The sequence below is a fragment of the Pontibacter sp. H249 genome (assembly GCF_037892465.1).
In the GTDB taxonomy this organism is placed as follows: domain Bacteria; phylum Bacteroidota; class Bacteroidia; order Cytophagales; family Hymenobacteraceae; genus Pontibacter.
On the sequence record NZ_JBBKTR010000007.1, the window covers coordinates 175,711 to 197,532 of the forward strand.

Consider the following 21,822-nt stretch of genomic DNA (forward strand, 5'->3'; position numbering starts at 1 on the left):
AGCTACAAAAGTGATTGTATAGGATCTCCTTATTCAGGCAATAATCTTTTGCTTTAGAATACTGTGACACCAAATCTCTCTGATAGCAGATTATCAAGTTGCTTGATGTCGGCTATTAAATCTATGAAGTCCGGTGTTGATGATAACTCATGCTCGTTTTTCTGATACAGGTTTTTCAGCTCGGTCATCTTAAAGTAAAATGAATGGGATTGTAGCTTAATCTGTAGTAGCGCTAACCTTTCTTCTATAGCGCTCTTTTTCTGTTTAACCACATCAACTATTTCAACAGCCGACTTAAAATCTACTTCTTTTCGTTCAACAGATTTTAAGAGTTCGCACTTGTAGCTGGCACATTGTTTAGGTCTGTCTAGGTAAATAGTGCAGCCATCGCAATACTTATTACAGGGCTGAAGAAATACACCATCATTACTTGCCTCCTCGATATCCATTAACTTTCTTACGACGGGCAACTCTTCGCTATTAAGCTGTACAAAGCCTATCAAGGTGCCAGTACAACACAAACCACAAGCCAAACAGATATTCGTTGAATCAATCATACTTACTGAATTTAAGCACTTTTTATGTGCTGGTTAGAGGTAGCTTAAATTACAGCTAACTATAATAACTATAATATAAACGGAACACTACTGCTTTTAGCCGTTATTGACGTGAGGTTGTAGCTCGTGCACATATTTGAATAGCAATAAAAGTACGAGCTACAAGCTCGCACTAGCGGGGCCAAAGCATATATTCTTTTATTGTCTGCTAACCTTTAATGTATCAATTTTACTGCTTTCTGCTATAGCTGCTATATCTTCTAAGGAGCCTATATTTAAGAGTAATGGTTCAGGTTCTTCTCTTCTTATCAAGAATCTAAATTCGCTCTGATATGAATATTGGATTGGTTTCTTGAATACAGACCATTTTCCATGAAACTTCTTTAAATCTATATATTCTACAGGAGAATAAATTAGGTCATATCCGTTTCTCTTTGCGGCTTTGTCTACTCTGTTAATGAATTCAATGATATCAAGTATAAAAACACATGTATCTCCAAACTTTTTACATGAGTTATCGATCATAATGTCTTCTAAGTTTTCACTTGTCTCTAAAGCATACATCGAAAATATATTGCCTTTGGGATTATCATGCCAAAGGTTGAAAAACCCTCTGTCAGCAATCCCTATCATGCTATCTCCCAAAGAAATTCTAATATTACTAATTTCTTTTTGCTCATATAAAGCCTCATGTTTATCTCCTCTTAATTCCCCATCTTCAATTTTTCGAAATGCGCTGAGGTTATTCATAAACATTATCCCTTGTTTATAAAAGCTCTCCATATGAGCTCTTTCGCCAAACTTGATCAAAGAACAGACATCTATCTTCATGCTTATAAATATAAGCAAAAAAGCAGCCCCTTCCAGAGCTGCTTTTCCTTTTACCTACCAAGACGCAAAGTATTGCGTCTCTACAAGTATAATCTTACTATTTCAAGCTACCGATCATGTCTTCTGGCTTCACCCACTCGTCGTACTGCTCGTTGGTTAGCAGGTCAAGAGCGATAGCTGCCTGGCGAAGGGTAGTGCCTTCTTTGTGCGCCTTCTTCGCAATTTTAGCTGCGTTGTCGTAACCGATATGCGGGTTAAGGGCTGTTACCAGCATCAGCGAGTTCTCCAGGTTCTCTTTGATACGGGCAGTGTTTGGCTCGATACCAACAGCACAATGCTTGTCGAACGAGTCGCAGGCATCACCGATCAACTGGGCACTCATCAGCAGGTTGTAGATCATCACCGGCTTAAATACGTTCAGTTCGAAATGGCCGTTCATGCCACCTACCGAGATAGCCACATCGTTACCGATTACCTGCGCGCAAACCATAGTCATAGCCTCTGCCTGCGTTGGGTTTACTTTACCCGGCATGATAGAAGAACCCGGCTCGTTCTCAGGAATCAGGATTTCAGCAATACCAGAACGTGGACCAGATGCCAGCAAACGAATATCGTTAGCGATCTTCATCAGCGATACCGCCAGTTGCTTAAGCGCACCAGATGTTTCTACGATCGCATCATGTGCAGCAAGTGCTTCAAATTTGTTAGGAGCCGTGATAAACTCATGACCAGCATACTGAGAAATCTTCTTAGCAACCAGTACATCGTAACCAGCCGGCGTGTTAAGGCCTGTGCCAACTGCAGAACCGCCAAGGGCCAGTGTGCTCAGGTGCTCCAGCGTGTTGCGAAGCGCTTTCATGCCGTAATCCAGTTGGGCTACATAACCAGAAAGCTCCTGGCCTAGCGTAAGCGGTGTAGCATCCATTAGGTGCGTACGGCCGATCTTCACCACATCCATGTAAGCCTCTGCTTTGCTGTTAAGTGTGTCACGTAGTTTCTTAACCAAAGGCAATGTGTGCTCTACCACTTTCTTGTAAGCGGCAATGTGCATCGCCGTCGGGAACGTATCGTTAGAAGACTGCGACTTGTTTACGTCGTCGTTCGGGTGGATCTTCTTTTTCTCATCTAGTAAATCGCCACCTAAAAGCACATGCGCACGGTTAGCAACAACTTCGTTCACGTTCATGTTAGACTGCGTGCCCGACCCTGTCTGCCATACTACCAACGGGAACTGGTCAGCCAGTTTACCTTCCAGAATCTCGTCGCATACTTTACCAATTATCTCTGCTTTTTCCTGTGCCAATACGCCTAACTCAGCGTTAGCAAAAGCAGCCGATTTCTTAAGTATAGCAAATGCCTCAACTACTTCCTTTGGCATCAGTTGGCCACCAATGGTAAAGTTTTCTTTTGAGCGCTGCGTCTGAGCACCCCAGTATTTGTCTGCAGGCACCTCTATAGGTCCCATTGTGTCTTTCTCTACGCGAACTTGCATATCGATTTATGTTTGGTTTAAAGGATCAACTTATCTGCGGTAAAACTACAAAAAAGAGTTAAGAGTTATTTTATCTGTCATTTCGAAAGCTAGTGAGTAATCCAAGTCTGCTCAAAACTGAAACTGATCTCTCCTATCGTCAAGATGACGAATACAATTACTCCCCGAACACTGGCACAAACGTTTGCTCTACCTTCTGTGGCTTTCTTACCTGTTTGGTTACCTGCTTCTTCTCCTGCTCAAAAGCTACTACTTTTAGTGTTATATCCAGGCCGGTTACGGTGTTGCTGTTACGGAAAACGGTGTATAGCGTTCCATCAGCTGTTTTGGGCGTTTCAGAAAGCTGCACCAGCTTATAATCGGATATAATGCCTGCTCCCTGGGCAAAGGCATAGCTTTTCCAGTCAGAGTCTGCGTCGGCTACAAACTTGTCGGCAGAGGCTTTGTTCATGAAGTAGTAATCTATACTTCCAGAGGCGCTTACCTGTGGTAGGCTCGGTATCAGGCCAAGGCCAAATGCGGCCACCGGGCTAAGTGGTGCGGCTAGTGTTGCTGCTCCCTTGCTGGCCATGGAGGTCATATTTTTAAGCTGCTCCACAGACTCCTGCCCCACGCCTACCCAATACACCCAATGCGCAGTGTTAGCAGGTAGCTTAAAAGGCACAGCCACACGGCTTGGGTTCAGGTTTGCTTTAGAAGCCACTCTAAAAGTCTTATCTACCAACGTAACAGGCACCAAGTCACCCTTTACTGTTACCTTCTCGCTTACGGTAGTCCAGGTGGTGTCCGATTTGGTTTTCCAGGTAATGTTAGTGTTGAAATGACGGCTTTCTTCGTCGGCCGGCGTACGGTTTATTTTTAGCTGGGCCGGAATTGCTTTGCCGTTGGCAGCGGTGAGTATAAACCTGTAAGCTATTTTGCGTGGCGCTGGCAAGCGCAGGTTCTTTATTCTTTTCTGGTTTTTGATAGAGAACATCGTGGAGCCTGAAGTATACTCCTGCACCTCCAGGTTTAGTGCCTGATCGCTTTTCTCCGGCTCTACGTTTACAATGATTATGTCTCCTTGCTGAAAACCGAAGTAATATACTCCCTCCTGTGGTTTTATACTTTTAGGCTTCTCGATGGCAGTTGGCACTGTAATGCGCAGATCAGCCACCTGTATACTCTTCTGTGCCACTGCCGATAACTGCACCAGCAGCATTAGCAGTAAAACTTTATACTTCATATGTATCTAAAAAATCGCGCAAAGATAACTGATAATAAGATTACTATGCGCAGGATTTTCCAGTGCAAGCAGTCTGCCCCTCTGGGTAAGCAAAACCGCTGCTGCTTTGGCTAAAGTATAGGTTTAGCAAAGCTTAGGAATAAAAGCAACCAAATGGATAAGTATTAGGCAAAGCAGAAAAAGCCTCTCTCTTTTAACGAATCACCCGGTGCCCCGACTTTTCAGCCAACAAGGCAATTATCTCCAGTTGCACAGGTTTCAGGTAGCTGGTGTTCAGGTTGGTTTGATCATCGAAGGTAACTAAGTACTGGCCTTCCGTACCTAAGTAATGTATACTTTGGATTTGCTGATGTGCATACGCTCGCTTTTCGCCTAACAGGTTGTTTACCTCCAAGCCGTTTTCATCTATAACTACATACCAGCGTAAGCTAAACCAGGCTACTGCCCCTGCAATAACTAGCAACAGCACAAAAATAACGCTATACTTTTTAGTAGATCTTTCGCCTTCTGTGCGCTGAATGTAAGTTTTATATAACTCCGCATCATGGCCTAGCAATGTGTGCTGGATTATGCGCAGGGGTAATAAGGCAAACACCATTCCCAGCAAAAGCCCTGGTGCAAACATGGCATTAAAGTTTGGTGTTAGCAGAAACAACTGCCCTTTTTGTGTATGAATTATACTAGATATCAGAGCTAGCACACCTGCAAAGAAAACAGCCAGTACGCAGGCAAAGAAGAAATAGGCAATGGTAAGCTTTACGTCCTGCTTCTGGATATACTTTAACTCATCAGCAGTGATAGGCGCTGCATGTTTAGCCGGAGATATAGTACGCAGCATATAGCGCACCACAGGCAAAAGAACTGCAACAGAGAAAAAAGCAACAAGTAATATTTTGAGGATCTCAAGCATAAGTAAAGAGTTGGTACTGCAAAGTTAATACGGTATGCTCAATTTCCGATAGATAAAGCCAAGTAACCAGGCCGGGCCAATCAGCAGGAACTGCAAATCTTTTAAGAAAGATGGTTTTTTACCTTCCACTTTGTGCCCATAAAACTGCCCAAGCCAGGCTAACACAAATATAATCAGGCTACTAAGCTATAAAGGTGTGTTAGTTACAGCATCTAACCTCTGAACGGCCCATAACATAAACGCACAAACCATAGCCATTCCCAGAAACATTGTAAAAGAAAGGCGTAGCTAAAATAGCAGGCCTAAAAGTATAACCAATGTGCCAAAATGTATGTATGGCTGAAAGATAACCGGAAACGGAGACTTAAGTGCACTGCTTGGTATGCTGGCTAGTATACCGATGATACTAAAAGTATAAGCGGCACACATATCCAATGTATAAGTTTATTTGTGTGGTTCTGGTGGTTTTGCCCATACTCATCGAACTATTGCTGTATCGATCTCATATTTTAGTGTTTAAAAAAGAATTATAGATATAGGTAATATAATTCTTTTACTACATAATAAGGTAGTAGGCTCTTATCAATATTGCTTCTGCCCCGGCCATGGCCCATGCATCATTTCTTTTTTTTATATTTGAGTGAAGAGAAACTGTACTTGCTTGGAATTTTTTTCTTTAAAAATCACTTCAAAGCATAATTCTGCTAGAGAGTACTTAATATATACCTAATGAAAGCTGCTAAGCTGGTTCTGTTCGTAAAAGATTATTTTATCGCGATTTTCTCGTTCTTACTGATCTTCCTGCTTACGCTGTTTATTTACTCCGAAACGAAGCGCAAGGCAGAAGAGCGTAGCGAAAAACTGTTCAGCATCAGGGCAGATCAGGCTACGCAGGCCATCGAAAAACGCATGCAGGATCATATTCAGATCCTGATTGGAGCCAAGGCATTGTTTGTTTCTTCTGATACGGTAGAACGTAAGGCTTGGCGCCACTACTACGAAACCCTTAACCTGGAAGAAAACTATCCGGGTATACAGGGCTTAGGATACTCGCACTACATTAAGCCCGGCGAGTTGGAGGAGCATGAGCGTAGAATGCAAGCCGTTGGTTTTCCGGACTACAAAGTACGCCCTGAGGGAGGCCGCTTAAACTATACCTCCATTATTTATCTCGAGCCTTTTACAGGCAGAAACCTTAGAGCTTTTGGCTTTGATATGTTTAGTGAGCCGATAAGGCAATCTGCTATGCGTATAGCCCGAGATACCAAACAGCCAGCCATGACGGGCAAAGTACGATTGGTGCAGGAAAATGGAAGAGATGAACAGTCTGGCTTCCTGATTTATCTCCCAATCTATAAAAATAACGCAAACCCTGAGTCTATTCATGAAAGGCAGCGCCTGATTAAAGGCTTTGTATACAGTCCTTACAGGGCGAAAGACCTTTTTTCTTCTATCCTGACTAAAGATTATAAGGACATAGATGTAGAAATTTATGACGGCACAAACCTGGAAGAAAGTGCACTTCTTTTCAGTACAGATACAACTCTTTATTACCATGCTGCCAGTAACAGGAACTTTAGTAAACTAAACACCCTGAGCATTGGCAACAACACGTGGCGCATATTTGTAACGGCAAAACCAACATTTGGCAGATCGGCCGATACAGAGCTTCCGAAGTTTATACTTTTAGGCGGTGGCATTATAAGTTTACTGATGTTTTTCATCATCTGGTCACTGTCAAACACCCGCCGCTCTAACCGTTTAAAGCAAACTATTACCGATAATGCTACGGCTGCTTTATTTATTATGGATGCTCGGGGCTACTGTACCTTTATGAACCCGGCAGCGGAGGAGATGACAGGCTATACGTTCGAGGAAATCAGCAAAAAGCCTCTTCATGACATGATCCATCACCATCATCCGGATGGAACGCCTTATCCGCTTGAAGAATGCCCTATAGATAGAGCACTGCCAACTAACAATGAGATGCGTGCTCACGAGGATGTATTTGTGCGAAAAGACGGTACCTTCTTTAGCGTTACATGTGCTGCCCGTCCGATTATAGAAAATGGTGTGCCAGCCTATACTATAGTTGAGGTGCGCGACATAACTGAAGAGAAGAGAGCTCAGCAAGCTATACTAGACAGTGAGGCCCGTTTCAGAATTATGGCTGATAGTGCCCCTGTAATTATCAAGATGCGCGATCAGGAGGGACGGTTCCAGTATGTGAACAAGCAGTGGATGGACTTTACCGGCCATAGCTTTGAGGAAACCATGTACCTAACCTGGAGAGATGTGGCGCACCCGGAAGATGTAAAGAGTATCAGCCATATTTTTGAAAACGGCCTGAAAACGCGAACTGCCTTTAGGGTTGAGTTTAGGATGCGCCGCTTCGATGGTGTTTACAGATGGGTAGTACTTACTGATACACCTCGCTTTGGCTCTAACGGCGACTTCCTTGGCTTTATTGGCTCTGTTATAGATATAACAGAGATGAAGGAGGCAGAGCGAAAAGTGAAGCAGAACGCAGAGCTGCTGCAGAAGCTGTTTCTGGAGGTGCCTGCCGTGGTAGGCTTAGTGCGAGCTCCTGATTACCAGTATGTGCTTGCAAATTCTCAATACCGCAGGCTGTATGGCAACCGTCCGTTGGTAGGCAAAACTATTTACGAAGCCCACACCGATTTAGAAGGCGAGGGTTTCTTTAAGAGAATTGAAGAGGTATTTGAAACAGGCAAGCCTTTTATAGGCAACGAAGTAACGGCTACAATAGAAGATAGCAGAGGCAAGCAAAACGCTTATTTCAACCTTGTTTATCAGCCGCTTATAGATACTAACAATAAAATAGAAGCGGTGCTGGTGTTTGCTGTAGAGGTAACGGAACTCGTGAAAGCTCGCCAGGCACTCCTGCATACAAATGATGAGCTAAGCGATAAAAACAAAGAACTGCAGCGGATTAATAACGACCTGGATAACTTTGTTTACACCGCCTCGCATGACCTAAAGTCGCCGATAGCGAACATGGAAGGCCTTGCCGCCCTGCTGCGCGAAGAACTGCAGGAAAGGCTGGAGGAGAGCGACCTGCAGGTGCTGGATATGGTGCAGGGGTCAATCAACAAGTTAAAAGGTACTATTGCAGACCTGGCAGAAATTACTAAAGTGCAGAAAGAGTTAGATTCGGCAGTAGAACCGCTCTCTTTTGAGGTAGCCTTACAAGATGTTACTGCTGATATAGAAGGATTGGTCAGAAACTCGGATGCTGAAATCATAACAGACCTACAGGTAAAAGACGTGCTTTTTGCCCGAAAAAACCTTCGAAGTATAATTTACAATCTCGTTTCTAACGCTATCAAGTATAAGTCTCCAGACCGTAAGCCGAGCATCAAAATAAGTACTTACAAACAGAATGATTTCATAGTGCTGGAGGTAGAAGATAATGGCTTGGGTATACGCAAAGAGCAACAGCACAAACTCTTTACCATGTTTAAGCGCCTGCACAGCCACGTTGAGGGTACAGGTATTGGTTTATACATTGTAAAGCGCATAATAGAGAACAGCGGAGGCCGCATTGAAGTAGACAGCGACCTTGGCAGAGGCACAACCTTTAAAGTATACTTTAAGCAGGAGGCAGTGGCGCAGGAGGTGTAAAGTATGTATACAGCACCAGTTGCTTTCTGCTATTAAGACAAAAAGGCGCTACCGGGATAAGATAGCGCCTTTTTATTTAGCCATGTTATAATGTTATACCTGCAGTAAGTTGCCAGGAATCGAAGTGAATCTTTTTATAGATGTGATTGCTGTTGGCAAGATCCCGGACAAAGCGTAACTCAACAGACAAGGCATTTCTTTTGGTAAGCTGTGTTTGTACACCAGCTCCTGCCACTAATCCTAAAGTATAGTTATCTAATGCCATACTCTTTACATGAGTACTGCCATCCTGGTAAGTAACTGTATTTGTGAAATCTTTAGAAAGTGCCAGGCCAAGAGCAGGGCCGGCATTAAAGTATGGCTGCAGCTTTGCGCTGCCAAATTTATACTTTAGCAATACAGGCAACTGCAGGTAATGAGCATCCAGTTTTATATGGCTGTTGTAAACTACTGTTGTGTTTCGGGTGTGGGTATACGTGCTCTCTGCTCTTCGGGAAGTATAGGTAAGCTCAGGCTGTACAGAAAATTGTTTACCTGCTCCTATGTTTGCAAAAATACCTGCAACAGGCTCGGTTGTGCTGCCAAAGGTATGATGATCAGGAGAGCCTGCCTCTGACTGGTAGCTGAGGTGAAAAGCACTTGCCCCTACACGAACACCCCAAAATATTGTTAACTTATTTGACTTGTGCAGTACTTTGCCTTGTTGGGCGCCTGTAAAGCAGTTATTGTAAGCATGCACCAAGTTTGAGAGACTCAAAGCTGTATACTTATGCTTTTGTACATTGATGATTTCGCAGTCGCTTAGTATGCTGGAAAGGGTGCCCGTGTAGTAGCTGCGGTTTAACGGCACTACATGCCCCTGCTCTTTTTGTAAAAAGAAGTTATACGACGGGTGTAGACGCTGCGTGTAGTACAGTTTAGCGGGTCCGTCAACTAATAATTGCAAAAACACCGTGTATGATTTCCCATCCACAAGTACATCCTTTGTTTCGTACCGGATGCTATCTCCTATTCCGTAACCATTTATATCAGCAGCCTGATACGTTTTATAGTTCCCAGCTTCTCCAAACTGAATGGCATAAAGCATTTTAGAAGAGTTTTCTTTTACTAATTGTCCGCGAAGGGTATCAGAGGAACTGGTAATAAGATAGGCGTTTGGTGTAGTTTTTTGAGCCTGTGCTGCTGAGCTGGTAAATAAACACAATAGCATAAGTATAGCTCCTTGTAAAGTTTGTTTCATAAAATGGTTATAGGATTAAGATGTAAATATATAAAATATTAAACTATGAGTTTTAGCACATCAGGTACCGAGAAAGTAGCAGCTAAGTAAGCAGGAAATGTGTACTTTTATACCTTGCAGCAGGCATCAAAAATCATCATATATAAAGTATAAAAACTGATCCTTCTGCTCCTGAATTTTGTTCTTAAACACCGGGTAAGCACACCCTAAGAACGAACAACACCATACGAACAACAACAATAAATGGCTAAAATAAAAACATCATACTTCTGCCAGAACTGTGGCGCTCAATCAGCTAAATGGATAGGGAAATGCCCGGCCTGCGGCGAGTGGAACACCTACGTAGAAGAGGTAGTACAGCGCGAGGAAATTACTCCAACAAGCGCTTGGAAAGTAGGCAGCAGCTCTGCGCAGGTATCTAACAAACCTAAACCGATTGCCGACATAAGCTACCAAGAGCAGCACCGCATCATGACGCAGGACCAGGAACTGAATCGTGTGCTGGGAGGCGGCATTGTGCCTGGCTCTATGGTGCTTATAGGCGGTGAGCCGGGTATAGGCAAGTCTACCCTGATGCTACAGATTGCCTTGAGCCTTAGTGGCTTGCGGGTATTATATGTAAGTGGTGAGGAAAGTGAGCAGCAGATTAAAATGCGTGCAGAGCGCCTGATTGCTCAAACCTCCGACTGCTTTATACTTACCGAAACCGGAACACAGAACATTTTTAAGCAAATAGAGCAGCTGAGGCCGCAGGTGTTAGTGATAGATTCCATCCAAACTCTTCACTCCTCTTTTATAGAAGCCGGTGCCGGTAGCGTAAGCCAGGTGCGTGAGTGTACTGCTGAGTTATTAAAGTTTGCTAAAGAAAGCGGCACGCCTGTTTTCTTAATCGGCCATATCACCAAAGAAGGCAATCTGGCAGGCCCTAAAATTCTGGAACACATGGTAGATACGGTGCTTACTTTCGAAGGCGACCGCCACATGACTTACCGTATACTTCGCACCACTAAAAACCGCTTTGGCTCTACCTCAGAGCTAGGTATTTACGAGATGCTGGGTTCAGGTTTGCGCGAGGTAAGTAATCCGTCTGAAATTCTGATATCGCAGCGCGAAGATGCTTTTAGCGGTATAAGCATAGGAGCTACGCTGGAGGGTAACAGGCCCTTGTTAATTGAGGTACAAAGTTTAGTTAGCCCCGCCACCTACGGTACCCCACAGCGCACCAGCACAGGCTTTGACGCAAAACGCCTGAACATGCTGCTGGCCGTGCTGGAAAAGCGTGGCGGTTATAAGCTAGGCACGCAGGACGTATTCCTGAACATAGCTGGTGGTTTAAAAGTAGAAGACCCTGCCCTTGATTTGGCTGTGTGTGCCTCTATACTTTCCTCTTTCGAGGATATGGCCATACCAAGTACCTCTTGTTTTGCCGCTGAAGTGGGTTTGGGTGGCGAGATTCGGGCTGTAAATCGTGTAGAAAACCGCATTAGCGAGGCCGAGAAACTTGGTTTTAAAGACATCTACATTTCAAAGTATAACAAGAAGGGAGTAGACTTTAGCAAATTCTCCATTAACATACATCCCTTTGGCAGGTTAGAGGATGTTTTCAGTAGTTTGTTCGGGTAATGTACAATTAGCTTTTAATTAGCTTTAAAAACACTGTAAGCCACCGGGTTAACCCTGGTGGCTTTTTTTGTATTCCTATTTAACCACATTCTTCATCTTTTGCTTCTCAATAACCGTTCATACAATAGATGCGTACTTAATTTCTACCCCTTATTGCTCAAAAAAATGAGTAAATGACATTGTTTCAGATCTTATACTTAACCAAAATAAACTATGGCATTGATCAATAAAAATGACATTGAGAAACTGCTTAATGTGCAGAACAACACACAAAATGCACTTTGCATTTCTATATTCATACCTACCCACCGTGCTGGTCAGCAAACCCTTAATGGCCAGGATACTATACTTTTTAAAAACAAAATAAAAGAGGCCAGAGCCTTACTGGAAAGGCATGATGTGCCTGAGGCTGAGATAGATGAATACCTAAAGCCTGCCGACGCGCTATTAAATGACACAAACTTTTGGCGCCATCAGGCAGAAGGATTGGCTGTGTTTATTACGAAAGGCTTTTCGGAGCACTACACATTGCCGATTGCCATGCCGGATGTTGTATATGTGTTAGATCACTTCTACTTCACTCCTGTGCTTCCTATTCTGAGCCAGAACGGACGCTTCTTCATACTTTCTCTGTACCGTGAAAAAGTGGCGTTTTATGAGGCAACTATCGAAAAAGTAAGGCCAATTGATATCAGTTCGTTTGTTCCGGAGACAATGAGCAAGGCGCTTAAGTTTGATATTAAAGGCAACGACCAGGACTTTACAAATTCTACAACTACAGTTAACGGCTCTAACATAGTACATGGCCCGGGGTCAACGAAAGGCGACGAAGAGCACGAACGAGTACGGGAGTTTGTGATAGAGATTGACAACAGTATGCAGAAAATACTGCACGATGCACATGAACCATTGGTATTGGCTGGCGTGGATCACTACTGCAGCCTTTACCGAACACACAGCAAGTACAAAAACATTGTACCAGAAAATATCAACATAAACGAAGGTGTTGATAACGCAAACATGCTGCACGAGAAAGCACTTAAGCTAATCAAGCCAATTATGCAGCAGAGCCATACCGATTCTCTTAATCGTTATCAGAATGTGGCAGGTACCGGATCTACCTCCGAAGACCTTGCAACTGTGGCAGCAGAGGCAGTACATGGCCGAGTTGATACGTTGTTTATCTCTCCTAGCCAACCAGTATGGGGTAGTTACGATCCGGCAAGCGCTACTGCTGTAGTACATAAAGAGTATCAGCGCGGAGACTACGACCTAATAAATCTGGCTGCCATAAAAACAATAGCACAGGGTGGTAAAGTATATGTAAACAGCTACAATGGGCTAAGCGAATCAAGCGAAAGCCAAGGCAATGTGAAGGCCCTGTTCAGGTACTAAAAGTAACCTGGTTTGGTCCTTAAAGCCAGAAACCATAACTTAGAGGGAGCAGTTGTAATGGCTGCTCCCTTTTTAGTTGTTTTAACTCTTAGCTATACCTTTGCTGCACAACCACATGAAGCTGCACGTTACCGATGGCCTTAACTTTCTGTCGAAACTAACGCCATTGCGTGCTTACAATGCTTTACAAGTGGTTAGCAGCTATCTAGTAGCTAAAATTACAGGCAAAGCTGTGCATTGGGGAATGCCGCTAAGTATATCGCTGGAGCCTACTACTTCTTGTAATTTGCGCTGCCCCGAGTGCCCGAGCGGTTTGCGCTCTTTTACAAGGCCCACCGGCATGCTGCAGGACGAGCTTTTTAAAAGCACTATTGATCAATTACACAAACGGCTGCTTTACCTGATCTTCTACTTTCAGGGGGAGCCATACTTGCACAAAAATTTTCTGGAGTTGGTAAAATATGCGTCAGGCAAGGGCATTTACACTGCCACCTCTACCAATGCGCATTATTTAGACGATGACACCGCACGCAAAACCGTAGAATCCGGACTGGACCGCTTGATCGTATCTATCGACGGCACAACCCAGGAAACCTATGCTGCTTACCGCATTGGTGGGAAACTGGATAAAGTGCTGGAAGGTACGCGTAACGTAGTAAAATGGAAAAAGAAACTGAAGTCGAGAACACCGCATATCATGTTTCAATTTTTGGTAGTAAAGCCAAACGAGCACCAACTGCAGGACGTACAGCAACTGGCACAGGAACTCGGCGTAGACGAAGTTGTATTCAAGACAGCGCAGATTTACGATTATGAACAAGGGTCTCCGCTTATACCAACTATAGATTATTACTCCAGATACCAAAACAACGGCGATAGCAGCTACTCTATTAAAAACAAACTGCTAAACCACTGCTGGAAAATGTGGCATTCCTGCGTAATAACCTGGGACGGTTTGGTGGTACCGTGCTGCTTTGATAAAGATGCCGAGTACAGACAGGGAGACTTAAAAGAAAATACATTTACAGAAGTTTGGCGCGGAAGCACGTATAACCGTTTCCGGCAAACGCTGTTAGGCTCTCGTGCCGATATAGAAATGTGCCGCAACTGCACCGAGGGTACCAAAGTATGGGCCTGAGATAAAGTAAAATGAAGCGTACTATATGAAAGACATCAACAATGCCCTGGAGTTGCTAATTAATAAGCTGGAGATCTGGGGAAACCAGCTGGTATTGCTGCTTCCAAACCTTTTTGTAGCACTTATCCTGCTCATACTCACCTTTTACATAGCCAGAGTTGTACGTAATGGCCTTGATCATGTAATCAACCGCTTCTCACACAGCGCAGCCCTGAATAACCTTGTTTCTACGCTGCTATACTTAGCGCTGCTGCTTGTAGGCTTCTTCTTCGTGCTTAGTGTCCTGAAACTGGATAGGGTGGTGATTTCGTTGCTCGCCGGTGTGGGTATCTTGGGTTTGGCTCTGGGTTTTGCCTTTCAGGATATCGCCGCCAATTTTATCTCAGGTATCATTATAGCTGTGCAAAAACCCTTTGGTGTTGGCGATATGATCGAAACGAATGACTATTTCGGTGTTATTGAGCGCATCACATTACGCACAGTAGACATTCGTAAACCAACCGGTGAGCTGGTAAAGCTACCCAATAAAATGGTGTTTGAGAATCCGGTAACTAACCTCTCCTTCCACGGCTCCAGGCGCGTAGATTTAGAAGTTGGTATTTCCTATGCGGAGGACCTGGAGCAAGTGCAGAAGATAGTAATCGAGGCGTTAGAAGATGTAAAGAACCGAGTTAAAACACGTGATATAGAGGTAATGTATGATTCCTTTGGCGACAGCTCTATTAATTTCAAAGCGCGTTTCTGGGTAAGTTACAGCCGGCAAGTAGATTATGTTGGAGCTAAAAGCGATGCCATTATTCGTATCAAGAAAGCTTTTGATGCCAATAACATTGTTATTCCGTTTCCAATCCGAACACTGGACTTTGCTATAAAAGGAGGCGATAGGCTAAGCGGGGAGCTACAAAGTATACAGGATGCTGAGGGTAATGGTGAACAGGAGAGAAATAGAGAAGAGTAACTGTTTATACTTCAGATAAAAATAAAGAGGGCCGATTCTGCTTCGGCCCTCTTTATTTTACTTGTCTTTTTTATCAAGATTCTTTCCTAAATCTTCTACCTGCTTTAGGAAGTTATCCACGCTTTCATCGGCATAGGGGCCGTACGAATTAGATATGGTGCCTCTCAGGCCCGTGGTTGTTTCCATCGCATAAAGTATAGACATATCGTCTGGGTCGCTCTCGCCTTCGAATCGGTAAAAGTCTACAATGCGCACCTGGTCTGGCGAGAATGTCTCTTTATCCTCCATAGTGCAAAGTTTACCATCGCCGGATACTTTAAAATCGTACTTATAGCCGTCTTTACGCAGGCGGTTTAATACATTTACAAGGGATCTTTCTTCAACTTTATCTTGCATATCAGTCAATATAATGTGTGTTCAATAGCTAAGTATAGAACTATACGCAAAAACAGAGTTTAGATACGGAATTAATGATTAATGACTAGTTAAAAATGTTTATGAAGATAACGCTTACGCATTCTTCAATCATTTATGAGTCATTGACTTCTCAAGGTCCTTCTGAATTTTTTTGAAGTCGATGGTAGAGCAGGCGCCGCAGCTTTTGGCGCAGCCGCTTTTAGCCGCAAAACTAAGATACACCATGCGTGCCATATAAAAGGCCGCAGCTAAAAAAATGAGAAGGATGATTAGTTCCTGTACCATACGTTAGAACAACCGAGTAAAAGTATAAAAAGTTTAGCTGGCGGCGCTTTTCCAATGCTCAGCAATGGTATCGAGCATCTCCTGATGTATGTGCCCATTGCTAGCTACGATCTCACGACCAAAAACATAATCGCCGCCTGCTGTAAATTTGCTAAGCTTGCCTCCTGCTTCCTGCACAATAATGGCACCGCCGGCTACATCCCAGGCATTTAGGTTGTACTCAAAAAAACCTTCAAATCTACCTATGGCAACATAAGCTAAGTCCAGGGCGGCAGAGCCGTAGCGGCGCACCCCATGCGATTTGCCCATAAACCCGCCCAGCACCTGTAAGTACAGTTGCGTGAGGCCAAAGTCGTAGTATGGGAAGCCAGTTGCAATAAGCGAGTCTTTAAGAGCCGGAGCTTCGGATACTTTAATTTGTTTATCATTGCAGAAGGCCCCGCCGCCTTTGTAGGCCCAGAAGCACTCGTCTCGGTTAGGCTCGTATACTACGCCCAGCACCACTTCATCGCCATCCATCAAACCTACACTTACAGAGTATGCAGGCAAGCCATGGGTAAAGTTGGTAGTGCCATCCAGCGGGTCTACTATCCAGTTATAGCGGTCACCTTTGGTGTTGTCGGTTTCTTCTTCGGTTATAAAGCCTGCTTCTGGCAACAATATGCGCAAACCTTCTACCAGCTGCTCCTCTGCCTGTTTGTCTACATAAGATACCAGGTTATTAAAGCCTTTCATCTCTACCTTAGAGCGGTCGAAGTTTTCGGCTTCGTGCTTTATAAAGGCGCCTACTTTCCGGGCAAGTATGTTCAGGTTTTGGCTAAGCTGGTGTAAGTTCATTGTTAGTGGTTATACTTTGGCAGTTACTAATTCTTTTTTCTTTTCAAACCAGGCAATATACTCTGCGCGCAGTAATAAAGTTAAACCTAAAGGTATAAAGGCAGCATGCGGCTCCTGCGGCAGAATCCACCACGAAATGGTAAGTATACCGGTTATTAAACCTGTAATTGCCATATACTTTCTTACCCACTCCGGCAATACTTGCTTACCTAAAAGGAACGCTACTACCACATGTGTAGGTATGGCCCAAAGCAGGTTAAAATTATTTGCGGTAGCTTGGTGGTCTGTGGCAAACCAAAGCAGCAGCATAACGATGCCCAGCAAACCCGCCGCAAAGAAAAGTATAAAATCAAATGTACGGGAACGGCGGCTTTTCTTTAAATCAAGTAAGGTAACGGCTGCAGCAGCAATAAAAAGAAACCAGCAAAGTATAATTGGCGTGAAAAGCGAAAAGAGCTGCTCTGCCGGCTCCTGCGTGAATACAGCTACTGGCTTGCCTGTAAGCAATACGGCTTGCCCGTTTTGCTGGATGGTGGCATTGGCAAAGCCCTCGGATAGATAGTCCGGTAAAAACATGTACTCGTACGGAGTTGCCTCTCTGTCTATTCTTGCTCCCAGGGCCAGATCGATTCCAAAATCGCCCCACGGCTGTGGTGGCAAGTATAAGTCAATCAGGTTCCGGAAGCTGTAGTCTTTGTCGAGGTGCTCGATGTTATACTTTATCTGGTCTGGGAAGGTAGCTTCAAGTCCGTCGCGGATGCGGGTGGCGCAGTTGTCGAAAAAGAAGTCGTAAAGGTAAAAGCGGTTTGCCGGCAGGTAGTTGTTTGTTAAAAACAGCCAGTATTTCTGTTTCTGCTCCGGCGTCAGGTTCAGTTCCTGCTCAAACACAGAGCGGTTATCCTGTGCGTAGCTGTACACAAAATCCTGGAAGTGCGCAGCCGACAGCTTATAGTTTAGCTTGCCTTGCGCAAACTTCAGGTAAAAGTTAGGTTCATTAAAATCGAAGGTGCCGTAGTTAAAGATCACGTCCATGCCCAAGGATGGGTCCTGCACCCGCACCGCGCTATGGCCGAACACGGCATACAGATCATTGCCGCTTGAGCAGGTTATCAGGCTGATTTTAGCATCGGGTGATATGCGTAAACCTTCGAACTGTGCTTTTGCCTGAACTGAAAAAATGAACAGCAGTAGCAGCAGGCTTATTTTCTTCAGGTAACTTTTCATACTTTATTCGGCGTTTGTTGCTTTGCCGGCCTTCTCTCCTGCCACTACAAGTACAAACTCGCCTTTAATTGCTTTGGTCGTAAAAATTTGAATAAGTTCGTCTAAAGTACCGTTAATGGTTTCTTCAAACATTTTCGTGATTTCACGTGAAACAGAGGCCATGCGCTCTCCGCCGAAGTACTCCTTAAACTGCGTGAGTGTTTTGAGCAGGCGGTGCGGCGACTCGTAAAAAATCATAGTGCGTTCTTCAGTCGCAAGGCTCTGCAGGCGTGTCTGCCGGCCTTTTTTAATGGGCAGAAATCCTTCAAACGTAAACCTGTCGGTGCTAAAACCAGATTTTACCAAGGCAGGAACGAAGGCGGTGGCACCTGGCAGGCACTCTATTTTCAGGTCATGCTTCAGGCACTCGCGCACCAGGTAAAAACCAGGATCAGAAATTCCGGGTGTGCCAGCATCAGAGATCAAGGCCATTACCTCTCCTGCTTTCATGCGTTCTACTAGATGGGTAGTGGCTTTGTGTTCGTTGTGCAGGTGGTGACTGTGCATGCGCTTTTCGATGCCTAGGTGCTGCAGCAGTTTGCCACTGGTGCGGGTGTCCTCGGCAAGTATAACATCCACCTCCTTTAGTACCCGTATTGCCCGCAGCGTAATATCTTCTAAGTTGCCGATAGGTGTCGGCACTAAGTATAAATTGGTTTTCTCTGGTTCCTGCATAGCCCAAAGATACGACTTAATTGTTGATTGTTACTTGCTGATGGCCAGTTGGCTGAAGTATAGAAACCTGGCTCAGTAGCATTATAAGTGATCAAAAGCTAGACTTTCAATAATTAACAAGCACTAAGCAACAATCAAACTGTCATAAATCTTATCGATCTTCTCTGCCAGCTCATGATCCTTTTCTGTTACGGTATTGCCTGCATCGTGTGTGGTTAATTCAATCTCAATTTTGTTGTACACGTTGCTCCACCATGGGTGATGGTTTAGTTCCTCGGCCACATCAGCTACCTGATTCATAAAGGCCATTGCCTGCTTAAAATCTTTGAATGTAAGCGAGCGTTTTAGCTTATTTTCTTCTTCTCTCCACATAGTTTTCATGTTGATTTCTGTTTATACTTCTGTTTGCCTTGCATATGTATTTTGCCGTTAATCTATACTTATACTTTGTTGTGCCTGAATAACACAGTCTAAAAAACAGGCGTATAGGCTATGGCAATACGAAAAGCAAATTTATACTATAAAGCTATGAAAACTATAGATAAGAAACCTAAGTCGGTGCCACCACAGGTGCAGAAAGACCAGCCAGGAGATGAACACAAGATGACTCCGAAGCCAGAATTTATCCGCGACAGCTACAAAGGCAGCGATAAGCTAAAAGGTAAAGTAACCTTGATCACGGGTGGCGACAGCGGGATCGGACGTGCGGTAGCGGTGCATTTTGCACGAGAAGGTGCCGACGTAGCCATCGTATACTTAGACGAGCACAAAGATGCCGACGAGACCAAGCGGCTAGTAGAAAAGGAAGGACATAAATGTATTACTATAGCCGGAGATATAGGAGATGAGGCTTTCTGCCAAAAAGTTGTGAAGCAGGTTGTAAAAGAGTTAGGTAAACTGGATATACTTATAAACAACGCAGCAGAGCAGCACGAGCAGCAGGATTTAAAGGATATCTCCAAAGATCAGCTTCAGAAAACTTTCCAGACAAACATCTTTAGTATGTTTTACATGACAAAGGCTGCCCTGGAGCACATGAACGAAGGCAGCTGCATAGTAAACTCCACCTCTGTTACATCTTATCGCGGCAGCCATCACCTGATGGATTACGCTGCTACAAAGGGTGCTATTACCGCCTTTACCAGATCGTTGTCTCAGAATCTGGCTGAAAAAAATATCAGAGTAAATGCCGTTGCGCCAGGCCCAATCTGGACTCCCCTTATCCCTGCATCTTTTGATGCGAAAAAAGTAAAAGAATTTGGAAGTAATGTGCCTTTAAAACGCCCTGGGCAACCATCTGAGGTGGCGCCGGCATATGTACTGTTAGCCTCAGAAGATGGCTCCTATATTACAGGGCAGGTAATCCATGTGAATGGCGGTGAACAAGTGGGTTCTTAGAAAAGAACAAAACCATAGCGCCTTAAAAGGAGTAAAATAATAGAGTTAGTGCCTGAAAAGGCAGGTATAAAATCAGAACCAATATGGCTGAAAATAAAAACAATGAAACAAGGCTGCAAGGCCAAGGACCTAATAAGCGGCCTATACGCGTTATAGAAGACGACACCAGTGAGCAGGAAATGCGTGCCGGTCACATTATACCGGGAGCAGACCCACCTAAAAACGAACATCAGCGTGGAGGCTTCGGTAACCGCGACGGCAAAGAAGGCTTCGGCAGCGATACAGCTTCTGAGGGACCGTCTGCTACAGGCGTAAACGATTATGCCGACGACGGAATTCAACCGCCAGACAATATGCGCACAGAGGGCGAAGGACGCGGCACCTAACGTATAATTTTAACTACTAATTTAAAGGAGGACCATCATGCCATCATATAAGCACACACAACAAAGCTCTGAGAACAAAGGAAAACCAACAGGCAGAGGACAGGACAAAAATTCAGGTGCTAAGCCAGTTGATCCTAACCAAACACGAGCAGAACATGAGGAGCTGAAGAAAAAGTATACTGACGGCCCTGATAATGCGGCTGGAGAAAATATCATAGAAAATAATCCGAACCGCAATACTAACAAGCCAGATATAGATAATAACAAGTATAATTAAAACAACCTAACGCTTACTACAGAGATAGCACCTGCAAAACAGGTGCTATTTTCTTTTTATATTTATCAGAAACAAACACTTCTGACCCATGGCTCGATATGCTTTAACTGATATACATGGTTGTGCTCAAACCCTGAAAGCAATGGTTTTAGACCGGCTTAAGCTGAAAAAGACAGATGAACTTTATCTGTTAGGCGACTATGTAAACAAAGGGCCTGATAGCAAAGGGGTTATAGATTTTATACTTCATCTTCAGGCACAGCACTACCAGGTATTCTGTCTGCGGGGTAATCACGACGAGATGCTTTTGAAGGCCGCAAAAAAAGGGGGAAAAGCCCTTAGCCTTACTTCCTATGAAAAGAAACTGACACTGCTAAGCTTTAATATAAGCCATTTTGAACAACTGCCAGATAAGTATATACAGTTTATCAATTCCCTCCCTTACTACTTGGAACTACCTGACTACTTTCTAGTGCATGCAGGATTCGATTTTCATCAGAAGGATATCTTTAAAGATAAAGATGCGATATTGAACATTCGTAATTATAAAGTAGACTGGTCTAAGATTAACAATAAGCGTCTACTACACGGGCACACTCCTACACCTTTGCATAGTATAAAAAAAGCTGTTTCTCATCTAAATCCTAAAGTCAATTTGGACGCTGGGTGTGTGTATTATAAAAATGCTTCATTCGGAAATTTGGTCGCCTTGGACTTAAACTCTCAAGAGTTATTTGTCCAACCAAACATAGATAGGTCATATAAAGTTAGGCGTAAATCTTAAAATTCAGCAATCTTCAAATTTAATTTTATTGATTAAATTGCTGATTTATAGCAGCTACTGTTAAGCATCTATTCCTTCTCCACAAAATTATTGGCCTTCGATCTCTTAAAGTAATATGAGGCTTTGCGTCAAGTTAAACTGGAATTTCAGCAGAAACTCCAGTTTAGTAAAAGAGCTACACTTTATAAATATTATCTGCAATTTATATCCTTATTTATATATATCATTTTCACATTTTTATAATTAAGGCAAGCCATTTACGAAATATTTTGTGAAAAGTTGCTGAAATAACATAATAATTATCTTATTTTGTGCAGAAAATTTACAGTTGCGTTCGAAATTACACCATTACCACAATAATTAGCTATGGCACAAAGTTACGTTCACCCTCGTAATGCAAAGTTCCTAAAAATATTAGCGTTAAAATGCTTGATCATTTTATGTGCGGTAGTTGATAGCTGGGCTCAAACAGACCCTAATATAAGT

The 21,822-nt window shown here is 43.7% G+C and carries 21 protein-coding genes and 1 pseudogene; 9 read left to right on the forward strand and 13 right to left on the reverse strand.

The window, feature by feature from the left end; translation table 11 throughout:
* Window positions 1–53: 53 nt before the first annotated feature.
* The 7 genes and pseudogenes from WG943_RS11200 to WG943_RS21240 form a co-directional block, all read right to left on the reverse strand.
* Window positions 54–557 carry a YkgJ family cysteine cluster protein gene (locus tag WG943_RS11200; protein ID WP_340409013.1) on the reverse strand — a complete coding sequence of 168 codons (504 nt, stop codon included), beginning with the start codon at window positions 555–557 and terminating at the stop codon, window positions 54–56.
* Window positions 558–755: 198 nt separating this feature from the next.
* Window positions 756–1,388, reverse strand: a complete 633-nt coding sequence (locus WG943_RS11205; protein WP_340409015.1) for a hypothetical protein — start codon at window positions 1,386–1,388, stop codon at window positions 756–758.
* A gap of 97 nt (window positions 1,389–1,485) precedes the next feature.
* The gene (fumC, locus tag WG943_RS11210) at window positions 1,486–2,880 is read right to left on the reverse strand and encodes a class II fumarate hydratase (RefSeq protein WP_340409016.1); all 1,395 of its coding nucleotides are present in this window, start codon (window positions 2,878–2,880) and stop codon (window positions 1,486–1,488) included.
* A gap of 157 nt (window positions 2,881–3,037) precedes the next feature.
* Entirely contained in the window at window positions 3,038–4,105 is a 1,068-nt protein-coding gene (locus tag WG943_RS11215; RefSeq protein ID WP_340409017.1) for a hypothetical protein, read from the reverse strand.
* Between the two features lie 193 nt (window positions 4,106–4,298).
* A complete protein-coding gene (locus tag WG943_RS11220; protein WP_340409019.1) occupies window positions 4,299–5,015 on the reverse strand; it encodes a hypothetical protein in 717 nt (238 codons plus the stop codon).
* Between the two features lie 24 nt (window positions 5,016–5,039).
* Window positions 5,040–5,180: an Mpo1-like protein gene (locus WG943_RS11225; protein ID WP_340409020.1), complete on the reverse strand. Its 141-nt coding sequence runs from the start codon at window positions 5,178–5,180 to the stop codon at window positions 5,040–5,042.
* Window positions 5,181–5,404: 224 nt separating this feature from the next.
* Window positions 5,405–5,461 (reverse strand): annotated as a pseudogene (locus WG943_RS21240) (hypothetical protein); the annotation flags it as partial.
* Window positions 5,462–5,744: 283 nt separating this feature from the next.
* On the opposite strand from WG943_RS21240, the gene WG943_RS11230 reads away from it, so the two are divergent.
* Complete coding sequence (locus WG943_RS11230; protein ID WP_340409021.1) at window positions 5,745–8,660, forward strand: CHASE domain-containing protein; 2,916 nt, start codon at window positions 5,745–5,747, stop codon at window positions 8,658–8,660.
* Window positions 8,661–8,745: 85 nt separating this feature from the next.
* Here the strand turns inward: WG943_RS11230 and WG943_RS11235 are convergent, their stop codons facing one another.
* Window positions 8,746–9,900, reverse strand: a complete 1,155-nt coding sequence (locus WG943_RS11235; protein ID WP_340409022.1) for a porin family protein — start codon at window positions 9,898–9,900, stop codon at window positions 8,746–8,748.
* Between the two features lie 243 nt (window positions 9,901–10,143).
* Between WG943_RS11235 and radA the strand changes: the two genes are divergently transcribed.
* The 4 genes from radA (at window position 10,144) to WG943_RS11255 (ending at window position 15,014) form a co-directional block, all read left to right on the forward strand.
* The gene (radA, locus tag WG943_RS11240) at window positions 10,144–11,523 is read left to right on the forward strand and encodes a DNA repair protein RadA (protein ID WP_340409023.1); all 1,380 of its coding nucleotides are present in this window, start codon (window positions 10,144–10,146) and stop codon (window positions 11,521–11,523) included.
* Window positions 11,524–11,736: 213 nt separating this feature from the next.
* Window positions 11,737–12,918: a baeRF3 domain-containing protein gene (locus WG943_RS11245; protein WP_340409025.1), complete on the forward strand. Its 1,182-nt coding sequence runs from the start codon at window positions 11,737–11,739 to the stop codon at window positions 12,916–12,918.
* 115 nt (window positions 12,919–13,033) lie between these two features.
* A complete protein-coding gene (locus WG943_RS11250) occupies window positions 13,034–14,056 on the forward strand; it encodes an SPASM domain-containing protein (RefSeq protein WP_340409027.1) in 1,023 nt (340 codons plus the stop codon).
* 25 nt (window positions 14,057–14,081) lie between these two features.
* A complete protein-coding gene (locus tag WG943_RS11255) occupies window positions 14,082–15,014 on the forward strand; it encodes a mechanosensitive ion channel family protein (RefSeq protein ID WP_340409029.1) in 933 nt (310 codons plus the stop codon).
* Between the two features lie 57 nt (window positions 15,015–15,071).
* On the opposite strand, the gene WG943_RS11260 is transcribed toward WG943_RS11255, so the two are convergent.
* From WG943_RS11260 to WG943_RS11280, 5 genes are all read right to left on the reverse strand, one after another.
* A complete protein-coding gene (locus WG943_RS11260; protein WP_340409031.1) occupies window positions 15,072–15,410 on the reverse strand; it encodes a hypothetical protein in 339 nt (112 codons plus the stop codon).
* A 339-nt stretch (window positions 15,411–15,749) separates the two neighbouring features.
* Window positions 15,750–16,553 carry an inositol monophosphatase family protein gene (locus WG943_RS11265; RefSeq protein ID WP_340409032.1) on the reverse strand — a complete coding sequence of 268 codons (804 nt, stop codon included), beginning with the start codon at window positions 16,551–16,553 and terminating at the stop codon, window positions 15,750–15,752.
* 9 nt (window positions 16,554–16,562) lie between these two features.
* Complete coding sequence (locus WG943_RS11270) at window positions 16,563–17,777, reverse strand: Lnb N-terminal periplasmic domain-containing protein (RefSeq protein WP_340409033.1); 1,215 nt, start codon at window positions 17,775–17,777, stop codon at window positions 16,563–16,565.
* 3 nt (window positions 17,778–17,780) lie between these two features.
* The gene (gene rsmI, locus WG943_RS11275; RefSeq protein WP_340409034.1) at window positions 17,781–18,491 is read right to left on the reverse strand and encodes a 16S rRNA (cytidine(1402)-2'-O)-methyltransferase; all 711 of its coding nucleotides are present in this window, start codon (window positions 18,489–18,491) and stop codon (window positions 17,781–17,783) included.
* 123 nt (window positions 18,492–18,614) lie between these two features.
* On the reverse strand, window positions 18,615–18,863 hold the full coding sequence (locus WG943_RS11280; RefSeq protein WP_340409044.1) for a 4a-hydroxytetrahydrobiopterin dehydratase: 249 nt from the start codon (window positions 18,861–18,863) through the stop codon (window positions 18,615–18,617).
* A gap of 156 nt (window positions 18,864–19,019) precedes the next feature.
* On the opposite strand from WG943_RS11280, the gene WG943_RS11285 reads away from it, so the two are divergent.
* The 4 genes from WG943_RS11285 (at window position 19,020) to WG943_RS11300 (ending at window position 21,336) form a co-directional block, all read left to right on the forward strand.
* Window positions 19,020–19,889: an SDR family oxidoreductase gene (locus WG943_RS11285; RefSeq protein ID WP_340409035.1), complete on the forward strand. Its 870-nt coding sequence runs from the start codon at window positions 19,020–19,022 to the stop codon at window positions 19,887–19,889.
* Between the two features lie 83 nt (window positions 19,890–19,972).
* Complete coding sequence (locus tag WG943_RS11290; protein ID WP_340409037.1) at window positions 19,973–20,275, forward strand: hypothetical protein; 303 nt, start codon at window positions 19,973–19,975, stop codon at window positions 20,273–20,275.
* Window positions 20,276–20,312: 37 nt separating this feature from the next.
* Window positions 20,313–20,552 (forward strand): hypothetical protein, encoded by a 240-nt coding sequence (locus WG943_RS11295; protein ID WP_340409038.1) that lies wholly within the window; start codon window positions 20,313–20,315, stop codon window positions 20,550–20,552.
* 88 nt (window positions 20,553–20,640) lie between these two features.
* Entirely contained in the window at window positions 20,641–21,336 is a 696-nt protein-coding gene (locus WG943_RS11300; RefSeq protein ID WP_340409040.1) for a metallophosphoesterase family protein, read from the forward strand.
* Window positions 21,337–21,822: the final 486 nt, after the last annotated feature.

Coding starts and splice junctions, on each gene's coding strand:
- WG943_RS11200 (WP_340409013.1), bottom strand. CDS start 557: ATGATTGATTCAACGAATATCTGTTTGGCTTGTGGTTTGTGTTGTACT.
- WG943_RS11205 (WP_340409015.1), bottom strand. CDS start 1,388: ATGAAGATAGATGTCTGTTCTTTGATCAAGTTTGGCGAAAGAGCTCAT.
- fumC (WP_340409016.1), bottom strand. CDS start 2,880: ATGCAAGTTCGCGTAGAGAAAGACACAATGGGACCTATAGAGGTGCCT.
- WG943_RS11215 (WP_340409017.1), bottom strand. CDS start 4,105: ATGAAGTATAAAGTTTTACTGCTAATGCTGCTGGTGCAGTTATCGGCA.
- WG943_RS11220 (WP_340409019.1), bottom strand. CDS start 5,015: ATGCTTGAGATCCTCAAAATATTACTTGTTGCTTTTTTCTCTGTTGCA.
- WG943_RS11230 (WP_340409021.1), top strand. CDS start 5,745: ATGAAAGCTGCTAAGCTGGTTCTGTTCGTAAAAGATTATTTTATCGCG.
- WG943_RS11235 (WP_340409022.1), bottom strand. CDS start 9,900: ATGAAACAAACTTTACAAGGAGCTATACTTATGCTATTGTGTTTATTT.
- radA (WP_340409023.1), top strand. CDS start 10,144: ATGGCTAAAATAAAAACATCATACTTCTGCCAGAACTGTGGCGCTCAA.
- WG943_RS11245 (WP_340409025.1), top strand. CDS start 11,737: ATGGCATTGATCAATAAAAATGACATTGAGAAACTGCTTAATGTGCAG.
- WG943_RS11250 (WP_340409027.1), top strand. CDS start 13,034: ATGAAGCTGCACGTTACCGATGGCCTTAACTTTCTGTCGAAACTAACG.
- WG943_RS11255 (WP_340409029.1), top strand. CDS start 14,082: ATGAAAGACATCAACAATGCCCTGGAGTTGCTAATTAATAAGCTGGAG.
- WG943_RS11260 (WP_340409031.1), bottom strand. CDS start 15,410: ATGCAAGATAAAGTTGAAGAAAGATCCCTTGTAAATGTATTAAACCGC.
- WG943_RS11265 (WP_340409032.1), bottom strand. CDS start 16,553: ATGAACTTACACCAGCTTAGCCAAAACCTGAACATACTTGCCCGGAAA.
- WG943_RS11270 (WP_340409033.1), bottom strand. CDS start 17,777: ATGAAAAGTTACCTGAAGAAAATAAGCCTGCTGCTACTGCTGTTCATT.
- rsmI (WP_340409034.1), bottom strand. CDS start 18,491: ATGCAGGAACCAGAGAAAACCAATTTATACTTAGTGCCGACACCTATC.
- WG943_RS11280 (WP_340409044.1), bottom strand. CDS start 18,863: ATGTGGAGAGAAGAAGAAAATAAGCTAAAACGCTCGCTTACATTCAAA.
- WG943_RS11285 (WP_340409035.1), top strand. CDS start 19,020: ATGAAAACTATAGATAAGAAACCTAAGTCGGTGCCACCACAGGTGCAG.
- WG943_RS11290 (WP_340409037.1), top strand. CDS start 19,973: ATGGCTGAAAATAAAAACAATGAAACAAGGCTGCAAGGCCAAGGACCT.
- WG943_RS11295 (WP_340409038.1), top strand. CDS start 20,313: ATGCCATCATATAAGCACACACAACAAAGCTCTGAGAACAAAGGAAAA.
- WG943_RS11300 (WP_340409040.1), top strand. CDS start 20,641: ATGGCTCGATATGCTTTAACTGATATACATGGTTGTGCTCAAACCCTG.